Raw genomic sequence first — 12,102 nt, 5'->3', positions numbered from 1 at the left:
CCAGCGGCTGACCGTCGAGGCCGCCCCGTTCGGGACGCTTTATTCAGGACAGACCGAGATCGTCCTTGTTCAGAATGTAACGGTATTCGAGGCCTTCCTTCTCGATGGCCTCGCGCGCTCCGGTGTCCCGATCGACGACGGTCGCGACGCCGACCACGTTCGCTCCGGCCTCGCGCAGCGCCTCGACGGCGGTGAGCACGCTGCCGCCGGTGGTCGAGGTGTCCTCGACGGCCAGCACTCGCTGTCCCAGCACCTCGACGCCCTCGATCCGGCGCTGCATGCCGTGTTCCTTGACGGCCTTCCGGACGACGAACGCGTCGAGCACGACACCGTCGGTCGCCGCGGAGTGCAGCATCGCCAGCGCCACCGGGTCCGCACCGAGGGTCAGGCCGCCGGCGGCGACGTAGTCCCAGTCGTGCGTGAGCTGGCGAAGCAGCTTCCCGATGAGCGGAGCGGCCGCGTGATGCAGCGTCGCCCGCCGGAGGTCGATGTAGTAATCGGCCTCCTTGCCCGAGGACAAGGTCACCTTGCCGTGCACGACGGCGAGTTCGCCGACCAGTCTCGCCAGTTCGAGTTTCGCCGCTTGATCAACACCGGGGTACGCCACGGCCGAGAGTCTTACACACGGCCCGCCGGGTCCTTCGACGGTAGCTCTAGTCATTGCCTGCCGTCGCCGCGTCGACGGCCTGACCCCGGGTCGCCGCCCAGGCCGGGACCAGGGTCGCCGCCAGCGCGAGCGCCGCGGCGAGCCCGATGATGGTCAGGTAGATCAGCGGGGAGCCCATCGGCAGCAGGGAATCGGCCGCCACCAGGCAGAACGGGACGATCGAACCCGCCGCGACGATGGTGCCGAGCACGATCCCGACCAGCGCGACGAGCCCGCCTTCGAACCCGGCCATCCGCAGCACCTGCGCCCTGGTCGAACCGGTGAGCCGCTGGAGACCGAACTCGCGGCGCCGCCGGACGGTCGCCATCACGAGCGTGTTCGCGACCGAAATCACCGTGTAGGCGATGATCATCCCGACCAGCAGGTAGTTCACCCACGCGCCGACGGCCTGGTCCTTGTCGTGCGCCGCGACGAGCGCCGCCCGGTCGCCGACGGACACCGGCAGCCCGGCCGTCGCCTCGCGAAGCCGCTCGGTGAGCGCCGACGGATCGACGTCCGGAGTGGCGCGGACCAGCATCTGCGGGGCGAGCCCGGCGGTGGTGTGCGGCGCGAGGAGGCCGGCCGGGAGCAGCAGACTTTCGAAGCCGGGGCGCTGGCTGGTCACCGCGACGACCTCGACGTCGACCGGGGTGCCGTCCCCGAGCCTGAGTCCCAGCGTGTCGCCGACGCCGCGGCCGAAGTCCTTCGCGAAGGCCTCGGGGAGTGCGACGGTCATGCCGGTCAGCGCCTTCAGATCGCCCTGGACCACCTTGGTATCGGTCGTCGCGCCCGCGCCGGAAGCGGTGAGGCCGACCGCCGGACGGCCCTCGTCGGAAGAGTCGTACGGGTTCTCGAGGAACACGCTGCTGGTGACGTACTCGGACGCTCCGGCCACCCCGGGCACGGCCTGGATCCGCTGGACGAGGTCCGGGGACAGCCCGCCCGCCGCGGAGGCGATCACGGCGTCGGCGCGGACGTCTTCGGTGAAGGCCTGGTTCGCCAGCTCCTGCTGGGTGGTCTGCAGGTAGATGTTCGCGGTCGCGATCCCGACGGCGAGCATGATCGGGGTGACCGCGCCCGCCGCCCGGACGATGCCCGCCCGGGTGTTGAGCACGGCGAGCCGGGCGTCGATCCCGCCGAGCAGGCGCATCGGCCACTGCAGGATCGTCGTCATCACCTTGGCGACCCCGGGGGTGATCATCGCGACGCCGAGCGCCCAGAGGATCACCGCCGGTCCGGCGGTGCTGGCCGCGATCGGGCCGGTCATCACCGCGACGGTCACGATGGCCAGCGCGGTGCCGCCGCCGAAGCAGAGCGCGGCGACGATGACGCGTGTCGGGGTCAGCCAGCGGCGCGTGACCGCGGCTTCGGCGAGCGCCTCGGCCGGCCGGATCTTCCCGGCGCGGCGGCCCGCGGCGAAGGCGGCGATGAACACCGCGAGCATCGCGGCCCCCGCGCCGACGACGGCGGGCAACCAACCCTGGTAGAACCGCAGCACCGCGGGCACCACACCGTTCTCGACGAGCTGCCCGAACAGCCACTCGCCAAGGAACGGGCCGAGTACCGCGGCGAGCGCGGTGGCGAGCAGGCCGACGGCCAGCGCTTCGCCGAGCACCATGCGCCGCAGCTGGCGCGGGGTCGTGCCGATCGCCCGCAGCAACGCGAGTTCCCGCGAACGCTGCTGGGTGGACAGGCTCAGCGTGCCGGCGACGACGAACATCGCGACCATCACCGAGAGCCCGCCGGACACCGCGGCGATGACGATCAGGTCGGAGCCGCTCGAATCGGCCTCGGGGAATTCCGCGACACCGCGGTCGATGCCGGTCAGGACGTTCGCCCCGGCCGCGACCTCGGCGACTTTCGCCTGCACCGCTTCGACGTCCGCACCCGGCGCGGTGAAGACGCCGATGACATCGGCCTTGCCGGGGTGCCCGGAGAGCCGGGCGGCGTCGGCGCCGGAGAAGAACACGGCGGCCTGCGTGATCGAACGCGGCGCTCCGGCCACTCCGGCCACGCGGAACAATTCGGTCTTGCCGCGCGCGGCGACCTCGACGACGTCACCGGGCTTCGCTCCCGATGTGGATTCGACGACCACCTCGCCAGCCGCGGGCGCGGCACCCGCGGCCAGCGCGTACGGGGTCAGGACGGCGGAGTCCCAAGCGTGGCCGAGCGCGGGCTTCCCGCCTGCCGCGAGCGGGAAGCTCACTTCGCCGACGACGTCCGAGACGCCGGGGACGGACCGCAGCCGGGACACCAGTCCGCTGTCGAGCCGGACGCGTTCGGGAAGCCGCGCGTCCTCGAACTTGCGCTTGTCGTCCGGCTCCAGGGTGGCCGGGTCTTTCTTGGGCAGGTCGAAGGTCTGGCCGCCGGTGACGAGGATCGGGGCGGCCGCGAGCCGTTGCGGTTCCGCGTTGCCGCGGATCCCCGTCTCCATCAGGCCGCCGCAGGAGGCGACGATCAGCGCGCCGAAGAAGACGGCGATGAAGGTGCCGACGAAGCCGCCCTTGCGCAGGCGGAGGGTCCGGAAGGCGAGTCGCAGCATCACGCACCCGCCCTGACCGAGTTGCCCCAGGCACCCAGGTGGGTCATGCGCTCGGCGACGACGTCCGCCGTCGGCGCGTGCAGCTCGTCCGCGATCCGGCCGTCGGCGAGGAAGATGACGCGGTCCGCGTACGAGGCGGCCATCGGGTCGTGGGTCACCATGATCACCGTCTGGCCGGTCGTCCGGACGGAATCGCGCAGCAGCGCGAGAACCTCGGCGGCGGTGCGGGTGTCGAGAGCGCCGGTCGGCTCGTCGGCGAAGACCACCGCGGGCCGGGTGACCAGCGCCCGCGCGATCGCGACGCGCTGCGCCTGCCCGCCGGACAGTTCGCCGGGAAGGTGCTTGCGACGGCCGGAAAGCCCCACGCGGCCCAGCATCTCTTCGACCACACGGCGGTCCGGCTTGGCGCCGGCGAGCTGCTGCGGGAGCGTGACGTTCTGCTCGACGGTCAGCGCCGGAAGCAGGTTGAAGGCCTGGAAGATGAAGCCGACCCGGTCGCGGCGCAGCTTCGTCAGCTTCGTCTCGCTCATCCCGGCCAGCTCCTGCCCGTCGAGCACGACGGACCCCGACGTCGGCCGGTCCAGCCCGGCCGCGCAGTGCAGGAAGGTGCTCTTACCCGAGCCCGAAGGTCCCATCACCGCGGTGAAACCGCCACGCGGGAACGCCAGCGTCACCCCGTCCAGAGCGACGACGCCCTTGCCGTATTCCTTGCGGACGCCGTCGAGCCGGACCGCGTCACCGTTCCACCCAGTGTTCATGGGGAAAACACTAGGAATCCCAGGTCGGAAGCACCCTGGGGCGAGCGTGCGTCTCCTTGGTAGGGCGGGCCCTACCTCACCGCGCCGGTCCTGGCATCGACGTCGACGTCGTGCTCGATCCCCTTGCCGTCGCGGAGCCCGACCTCCCAGACGAGGGTGCCGTCGGCGGCGTAGTCGACCTCCATCTCGTCGAGCTCACCCGGCTGGCGTCGCTGCGCGGCCTGGAGTGCCTTGACCGCGTCGACACCCGCCTGCTCGACCTTCGCCAGGTCGTCGCTCGGCTTGGCGGTCTGCTGCTCGCCGAGGACCTGGCCGCCGTCCGGGCTCACGCGCACCTTGTGTTCCTGCCCGTGTGACGCGACCTTGATCTCCCACCCGTCGTTCGCGGGCTCCACGTCGAACACCCGCCCGTCGGGCAAAGCGCCTGCCGCCGCTTGAATCGCCTTCACCGGCTGGGCTTCGACCGGTCCCGGTACCGCCGGGGCGGGCGCCTGTTCGGTGGAACAGGCGGCCAGCGTCAGCACTACCGCGATGACAAGAAGGGATGACTTCATGATCCACGCGTACCCGCCCCGCACGGGCTCGAACCGTCGTCCGGCCGATGGCACTGTGGGGTGATGGTCTCGAACGGACAGGGCTGGCTCCAGATCGGTGAGCTGACGACGGCGTTCGCGCTGTCGGCGGCGATCGGGCTGGAACGGCAGCTCAGGGGCAAGAGCGCCGGACTGCGGACCCAGACCATCGTGGGCACGGCGTCCGCACTGATCCTTTTGGTCAGTAAGTACGGTTTCGGCGACATCCTCGCGACCGGGCAGGTCGTGCTCGACCCGTCCCGGATCGCGGCACAGATCGTCTCCGGTGTCGGCTTCCTCGGCGCCGGGCTGATCATCACCAGGCAGGGCGCGATCCACGGGCTCACCACGGCCGCCGCCGTCTGGGAGACCGCGGCCATCGGCATGGCGGCGGGCGCCGGTCTGCTGGTGCTGGCGGTCGTGGTGACGGCCCTGCATTTCGTGGTGGTCCTCGGTTTCACCTGGCTGAGCGCGCATCTGCCCGGCGGCACGGGCACGACCAGGCTTCGCGTGAGTTACGTGGACGGGCAAGGTGTCCTGCGCGACCTGCTGGCGCTGTGCACAAGCCGTCGATGGTCGATCACGTCACTGCGGATCACCGGCGACCGTGACGGTGAGGTGACGGTCTCACTCGACCTCACCGGACCCGATCACGCCGCCGCGCCCACCGTGCTCGCCGCGACCGACGGCGTGCGCTCGATCGAAACCACCGATGACGATTAAGTTCGGCCCTTGCCGCCGAAACCGCCGCCGAGCTTCCGCAGCACCGCCCTGGGAAGCAGCCCGCCGACCGCGACGAGCACCTTGTACTGCAGGCTCGGCACCGAGATCACCTTGCCGCGGCGCAGATCCGCCAGGGCCTCGTCCACGACCTGCTCGACGCCGAGCCAGAACGCCTTCGGACCGGGCTTGTCCAGACCGGCCCGCTCGTGGAACTCCGTGGTGGTGAACCCGGGGCAGAGCGCCATCATGCGGATGTTCTCCGGCAGCGAGGCGGCGATGCCCTCGGTGAACGAAGTGACCCAGTTCTTGCTGGCCGTGTACGTCGAACCGCGGCCGCTGAAGAAGCCGGCGACCGAGCTGACGTTGATGATCGCCCCCTCGCCGCGGTCGATCATCCCCGGCAGCGCCGCACGGGTCAGCCGCAGGACGGCGGTGACGTTGACGTCCAGCTGACGCTGCAGCGCGTCCGGCGGGATGGTCCAGAAATCGCCGTTGAGCCCGAAGCCCGCGTTGTTCACGAGGAGATCCACCGGCTCTTCGGCCAGGCGGTCCTCGACCAGCGCACGTCCGTCCACTTCGGACAGATCGGCGGGCAGGGCCACGACGTCGGCGCCGTGCGCCTCGACCAGTTCCGCGGCGAAGCCCTCCAACCTGTCGACGTCGCGGGCGACGAGCACGAGGTCATACCCCTCGGCGGCGAGCCTGCGCGCGAACTGCGCGCCGATGCCGGCGGTGGCGCCGGTGATCAGGGCGGTCTGTGTCATATCGGGAACCTACTCCTCGGTCGGGTTCCGGGAACACGCTCGGATGGGGCAGGCGTGGGGGTCACCCACCGTGGGGATTTGACGTGCAACGACGGAAGTCGGGAAGTATCGTCCGGCCCCATGGGGAAGCACAGCAGGCGCAAGCCGAGCTACCTGCCCAAAGTCGCGGTCGGCGCGGCGCCGCTGGCGCTGTTGCTCGCCGGCCCGGCCACCGCGCTCGCCACCCAGACCGACCCGTCGATCCCGCTTCCTCTCGATCACCAGCGCGAAGGCAGCCTCGATCGCGGAGTCGGCTTCACCAGCGAAGGCGACACGACCGTCTTTCGCGGTTTCCTGACCAACACCGAACGCAACGTCTTCAGCAAGGACATCGGCGACGCGAAGGCCGTCGCTGACGTCCGCCGCTCGGTGAGCGAGACCATCGAGACCCGCGACGGTGTCACGGCCCGTCCGGACAAGGTCGGCGCGCTCGCGGCGGCGAAGACTTCCGAGGCCGTCAAGCAGGGCCAGCGGGAAGCGCTGAAGGTCGATCGCTACGGCAGCGTGGTCGCCGGGAACGAGACCGAACTCGAACGGACCGGCGCACGGCTGACCGAGGTCGCGCTCGACCCGCGCACCGGCGTCCCCACCTTCGTCTCCGAGGACAGCCGCGCCCTTCGCGTGGTCGAGGGGACCTATCACGCCGTCCGCCCGCTGCCCGGGGTCGGCGTCATCAACGAGACGGAACAGCACACCGGCGGCACCCTCGACAGGGCCTTCCGGCTCGACGGTGGTTTCTCCGGCGACCTCGGCGGTGTGCTGGAGGCCGGGCGGTCGTCCGGGCACGCGGTCGACGTCGGCGACCTCGCCGCCGTCGGGTCGACCTCGGCGCAGCACGGCAACGGCCGGTTCAGCGGTGTCCTGCCGCTCGACGTCGGCTCGGGCGCGGGTTACGGCCAGGAGCACGCTCTCGGCGGCACCATCGGTCCGTCGTCCGGGCTGGTCACCACCGGGCAGAACGTGAATCTGGCGCAGCACGATGCCGGGCTCACCGGATCCGGTTCGCACACGATCAGCGGCGACCTGGGCATCGGGGAAGTCGCGTCCGTCCGAGGCACCTCGACGTCGTCCGTGCGCGGGGTCCTGCCGACCACAGATCCCGCACAGGCAGGGCATCTGACGCAGTCCGGGACACTCGACCTGACCCTGCTCGGTCAGCCGGCGCACACCGGCTTCATCGCCGGGGCGCTCCCGCTGGAGCTCAAGCCGTCCTGATCAGGCCTGGGGCTCGATGTCTTCGGCGGCCTCGGCCTGCCAGTGACGGCCAGGGGTCGACGCGTTGTCGTACTCCTCGTCGAACGGGTCCACGATGTCGGCGATCTCGCCGAGGTCGCGCAGCAGCCGCTCGAGCCGCGACGGCCCGGCGTTCGGGGCGACGCTCGCCAGCACCCACTCGTTCTCCAGCCACGCCACGCCGACGTCGCCGCCGAGCGAGTCCGCCGCGTCGACGAGATCCTGCGTGATCACCTTGCGCGCTCCCTCAGCGTCGTCCGCGAAGGCGTAGCGCTGACCGATCGGGCCGAGCATCTCGGGCATGTCCTGGCGCTGGAACGGCACACTGGACAGCCACATCTCCAGCGGCACCTCGTGCACGCGGTTGCACCGCACGGCGACCACGACCGCCGGGATCTGGCCCTCGGTCTCGATGTCGAAGATGAAGACGGGACGCCGACCGTCGGAGGTGAAGGTGGACCCGGCGACGACGTTGACCGCCAGCTGGGCACCGAAGTACCCGATCGCACCGTTGGACCACTGCCGCGGCAACCGTTCGTCCTCTTCGACGAACTGCCAGCCGCGCAGCTCGGCCCAGCGCATGCGCTCGCGATTGCGCGAGCCCTCCTTCGCCCGGTCGGCCGCGAGCAGCGCCAGCCCCGCCACCAAGGCGACGGCGGCGATGACGAACCAGATCCACGCCGGAATACCCACGACGGTCAGGGTATCCCCCTGCCCTCACCGGATGTGACCGCCGGGCGCCGTGTCGCGCCACCCCTTTCGGTGCCGCGCCCGGGAAAGACCACGAAAGACGCGACGAAAGGTCGACAAATCGCCGTGTCGCCAACGCGATGAAGGGGCCTTTCGTCGCAAATTCTGCGATGAAAGGCCCCCTTCATCTCATTCGGCGGGTGACCGACCGACTCAGTCCACCCGGGTGACCGTCAGCGCCTCCGACGCCTCCTGGGCCGGGATGTCCACCCGCACCGTGTCGCCGTCCCGGATCTCACCGGCCAGCAGCTGTTTCGCCAGCTTGTCGCCGATCGCCGACTGCACCAGCCGCCGCAGCGGCCGCGCGCCGTAGATCGGGTCGAAGCCGTTCAGCGCGAGCCACTCGCGCGCCCCGTCGGTGACCTCCAGCGTCAGGCGACGCCGCGACAGCCGCGTGGCGAGCCGCCCGATCTGGATGTCCACAATGGACGTCAGCTCGTCGGTGCCCAGCGCGTGGAAGACCACGATGTCGTCCAACCGGTTCAGGAACTCCGGTTTGAACTGCCGCTGCACCACCGACATCACCGCGTCGTTGCGCTGACGCTCGTCGAGCGACGGGTCGGCGATGGCCTGCGAGCCGAGGTTCGACGTCAGCACCAGGATCGTGTTGCGGAAGTCCACCGTGCGGCCCTGGCCGTCGGTGAGGCGTCCGTCGTCGAGCACCTGCAGGAGCACGTCGAACACGTCCGGATGCGCCTTCTCGACCTCGTCGAGCAGCACCACCGAATACGGCCGCCTGCGCACCGACTCGGTCAGCTGGCCGCCCTGGTCGTAGCCGACGTAACCCGGAGGCGCCCCGACCAGGCGCGCCACCGAATGCTTCTCGGCGTACTCGCTCATGTCGATCCGCAGCATCGCGCGCTCGTCGTCGAACAGGAACTCGGCGAGGGCCTTCGCCAGCTCGGTCTTGCCGACACCGGTCGGGCCGAGGAACAGGAACGAACCGGTCGGCCGGTCGGGGTCGGCGACGCCAGCCCTGGTGCGGCGCACCGCGTCCGAGACGACCTGCACGGCCTCCTTCTGCCCGATGACGCGCTTGCCGAGCTCCTCCTCCATCCGGAGCAGCTTGCCCGTCTCACCCTCCAGCAGCCGTCCGGCCGGGATGCCGGTCCACGCGCTGACCACGTCGGCGACGTCGTCCGCGCTGACCTCTTCCTTGAGCATGACGTTCTGCTGGCTGACCTCACTGGCCGCGGTCGCGGCCTCGAACTCCTTCTCCAGCGCGGGAATCCGGCCGTAGCGGAGCTCGGCGGCCTTGCCGAGGTCGCCGTCGCGTTCGGCGCGTTCGGACTCGCCGCGCAGCTGCTCCAGCTGCTCCTTGAGTTCGCGGACGCGTTCGATCGAGCCCTTCTCGTTCTGCCAGCGCGCGGTCAGCGCGGTCAGCGTCTCCCGCTTCTCGGCCAGCTCCGAGCGCAGCGCGGCGAGCCGTTCCTTGGAGGCGGCGTCGTCCTCTTTGGACAGAGCCATCTCCTCGATCTCCATCCGCCGCACGGCGCGCTCGACCTCGTCGATCTCGACGGGCCGCGAGTCGATCTCCATGCGGAGCTTCGACGCGGCCTCGTCGACCAGGTCGATCGCCTTGTCCGGCAGGAACCGGGCGGTGATGTAGCGGTCGGACAGGGTCGCGGCGGCGACCAGCGCGGCGTCGGTGATGCGCACACCGTGATGCACCTCGTACCGTTCCTTGAGCCCGCGCAGGATGCCGATGGTGTCCTCAGTGGACGGTTCGCCGACCAGCACCTGCTGGAAGCGCCGTTCCAGCGCGGCGTCCTTCTCGATGTGCTGCCGGTACTCGTCGAGCGTGGTCGCGCCGACCATCCGCAGCTCACCGCGGGCGAGCATCGGCTTGATCATGTTGCCCGCGTCCATCGCTCCCTCGCCGGTCGCGCCGGCGCCGACGATGGTGTGCAGCTCGTCGATGAACGTGACGACCTCGCCCGCGGAGTCGGTGATCTCCTTGAGCACGGCCTTCAGCCGCTCCTCGAACTCACCGCGGAACTTGGCACCCGCGACCATCGAGCCGAGGTCCAGCGCCACCACGCGCTTGCCGCGCAGCGACTCCGGCACGTCACCGGCGACGATGCGCTGGGCGAGCCCTTCGACGATGGCCGTCTTGCCGACGCCGGGTTCACCGATCAGCACCGGGTTGTTCTTGGTGCGGCGCGAGAGCACCTGCACCACGCGGCGGATCTCGGTGTCGCGGCCGATCACCGGGTCCAGCTCGCCGGCGCGGGCGCGTTCGGTCAGGTCGACGCCGTACTTCTCCAGCGCCTTGAACGTGCTTTCCGGATCGGCGCTGGTGATCCGCGCGGAGCCGCGCACCTTGGCGAACGCCTCGCGCAGCGCGTCCGGGGTGGCGCCGTGCCGCTTGAGCAGCTCGGCCACCGGCCCGCCTTCGGTGGCGAGGCCGACGAGGAGGTGCTCGGTCGAGACGTACTCGTCGCCGAGTTCGGTCGCGAGCTTCTGCGCGTGCGTCAGCGCTTTGACGGCGTTCGTGTCGAACTGCGGGCTCGACACGGTGGCGCCCGTCGCCGACGGCAGCGCCGCGATCAGCGGCTCCAGCTCCTTGTGCACCTGCGCCGGATCGGCCCCGACCGCGGTCAGCAGCGGCGCGGTGAGCCCCTCACCCTGCGCCAGCAAGGCGCCGAGCAGGTGCGCGGCCGCCACGTGCGGGTTTCCCGCCATCGTGGCCGCCTGCGCCGCCGACGAGATCGCCTGCTGGGTCTTCGTGGTCGGGTTGAAAGCGTCCATCCCTCACCTCGTACTAGGTCCTGCGAAGTTCTTGTCGACAGGTACAACGTCAGCAAAGTTGAGTCTGTTCCGCTCAACCCTGAAAAGTTTCAGCCTCCGGTCGGGGAGACGGCCTCCACGGGCAGGCGGGGACCCACCCGGCCGAGGCCGACGACGGCCGTACAGGCGCACGCGGCCACGAGCACCCACGGGATCCAGACTGCCACGGAGAACAACGCCACGACGGCCGGAGCGATCACCGCCGCGAGCGTGAACGCGTACTGGAAGGCCGCCAGATACCGGCCTCGCGCCTCCGGCGGCGCCGCCGCTTCGGCCAGCGCCCCGGACCGGGGGCCGAACGCGAGATCGCCCGCGGCCAGCACGAGGGTCGCACCGAGCAGGTAAACCGGCTGGAAGACCTTCGGCACGAACACCACCAGGAGGCACGCCAGGCACCACACCGCGAACAACGCCGAACCCGCACGCATCGCGGCGATCCGGGTCATCCTCCTGGTGAGCCGCAACGCGACGACTCCACCCAGACTGGTGACGACGGTGAGGAGCGCGATGATCGCCCCGGGAAGCCATCGAGGGCCTTGCAAGGCGTTGAACACGTACACGGGCATCCCGATGAGGAAGAAGTCCATCGTGAGCGCGAACAGCCCGCTGAACACGATGAGCGCCAGGTACGGGCGGTTCCGCCAGACCCGCGCGGGCCCCGAGCAGCGCGGCGAAGGCCGCGGGGCGGGCGTGACCAGTGTCGACAGGATGGCCGCGGCGATGACGAAGGTCGCGACATCGACCATCACGGCGACGTACAGACCCTCACGCCCGATCCACACCAGCAGTCCGGCCGCCGCGAGCCCGCCCAGCCCGAAGCCCGCGGAGCGCACCATCGCGGCTTCGGCGAACGGCCGGTCCTTCGGCCCTTCGCCCGCGACGTCGGCGATGAGCGAGAACTGCGAGCTGTAGAACAGCTGCTGCCCGGCCGCGAGCATGACGGACGCGCCGACGACGCCGGCGAACCCGTCGGCCAGCAGGAAAGCGCTTGCTCCGGCGGCCTGGAGAACGTGGGAGCAGATCATCACCGTCCTCGGGCCGATCAGGTCGACGAGGCGGCCGGCGAGCACGGGAACGAGCAGACCGGCCAACGCACCGAGCGTGACCGCACCTCCCGCCTGGGCGAGCGGCAAACCCACCACGCGAATGACGAAGACGAGGCCCAGCGGAAGGAAGAGTCCCGAGCCGAAGTTGTCGATACCCAACGCGACCAGCAACGCGACCCTGCTTCGCACACCTTCGACGCTACCGGCGTGACGGCGTCGCGAAAGGTCCGTTCAGTCAA

The 12,102-nt window shown here is 70.5% G+C and carries 10 protein-coding genes; 2 read left to right on the top strand and 8 right to left on the bottom strand.

Translation table 11 applies throughout. The features are described 5' to 3' along the window. Positions 1–43: 43 nt before the first annotated feature. From pyrE to LCL61_RS07590, 4 genes are all read right to left on the bottom strand, one after another. Positions 44–607 (bottom strand): orotate phosphoribosyltransferase, encoded by a 564-nt coding sequence (pyrE, locus tag LCL61_RS07605; RefSeq protein WP_016338130.1) that lies wholly within the window; start codon positions 605–607, stop codon positions 44–46. Between the two features lie 46 nt (positions 608–653). Further along, on the bottom strand, positions 654–3,188 hold the full coding sequence (locus LCL61_RS07600) for an FtsX-like permease family protein (protein WP_340686187.1): 2,535 nt from the start codon (positions 3,186–3,188) through the stop codon (positions 654–656). After that, positions 3,188–3,946: an ABC transporter ATP-binding protein gene (locus LCL61_RS07595; protein ID WP_340686186.1), complete on the bottom strand. Its 759-nt coding sequence runs from the start codon at positions 3,944–3,946 to the stop codon at positions 3,188–3,190. The genes LCL61_RS07600 and LCL61_RS07595 overlap by 1 nt, the downstream gene beginning before the upstream one ends. Positions 3,947–4,017: 71 nt before the next feature. Further along, entirely contained in the window at positions 4,018–4,500 is a 483-nt protein-coding gene (locus LCL61_RS07590; protein ID WP_340686185.1) for a PepSY domain-containing protein, read from the bottom strand. 60 nt (positions 4,501–4,560) lie between these two features. Here LCL61_RS07590 and LCL61_RS07585 point away from each other — a divergent pair, with 60 nt between their 5' ends. Then, a complete protein-coding gene (locus tag LCL61_RS07585) occupies positions 4,561–5,241 on the top strand; it encodes an MgtC/SapB family protein (RefSeq protein ID WP_425341985.1) in 681 nt (226 codons plus the stop codon). Here LCL61_RS07585 and LCL61_RS07580 read toward each other — a convergent pair. Further along, positions 5,238–6,005, bottom strand: coding sequence for an SDR family oxidoreductase (locus LCL61_RS07580; protein ID WP_340686183.1), 768 nt, complete (start codon positions 6,003–6,005; stop codon positions 5,238–5,240). The genes LCL61_RS07585 and LCL61_RS07580 overlap by 4 nt on opposite strands. Positions 6,006–6,125: 120 nt before the next feature. Here LCL61_RS07580 and LCL61_RS07575 point away from each other — a divergent pair, with 120 nt between their 5' ends. Next, positions 6,126–7,259 carry a hypothetical protein gene (locus LCL61_RS07575; protein WP_340686182.1) on the top strand — a complete coding sequence of 378 codons (1,134 nt, stop codon included), beginning with the start codon at positions 6,126–6,128 and terminating at the stop codon, positions 7,257–7,259. On the opposite strand, the gene LCL61_RS07570 is transcribed toward LCL61_RS07575, so the two are convergent. The 3 genes from LCL61_RS07570 to LCL61_RS07560 form a co-directional block, all read right to left on the bottom strand. Continuing rightward, positions 7,260–7,970, bottom strand: a complete 711-nt coding sequence (locus tag LCL61_RS07570) for a hypothetical protein (protein ID WP_340686181.1) — start codon at positions 7,968–7,970, stop codon at positions 7,260–7,262. It abuts the gene before it with no gap. 210 nt (positions 7,971–8,180) lie between these two features. Continuing rightward, complete coding sequence (gene clpB / locus LCL61_RS07565) at positions 8,181–10,778, bottom strand: ATP-dependent chaperone ClpB (RefSeq protein WP_340686180.1); 2,598 nt, start codon at positions 10,776–10,778, stop codon at positions 8,181–8,183. Positions 10,779–10,867: 89 nt separating this feature from the next. Continuing rightward, positions 10,868–12,052, bottom strand: a complete 1,185-nt coding sequence (locus LCL61_RS07560; RefSeq protein ID WP_340686179.1) for an MFS transporter — start codon at positions 12,050–12,052, stop codon at positions 10,868–10,870. Positions 12,053–12,102: the final 50 nt, after the last annotated feature.

It is taken from the genome of Amycolatopsis coloradensis (assembly GCF_037997115.1).
GTDB classification, from domain to species: domain Bacteria; phylum Actinomycetota; class Actinomycetes; order Mycobacteriales; family Pseudonocardiaceae; genus Amycolatopsis; species Amycolatopsis coloradensis_A.
The sequence above is the reverse complement of the archived record's forward strand: the minus strand, read 5'-3'. Positions and strand labels throughout refer to the sequence as shown.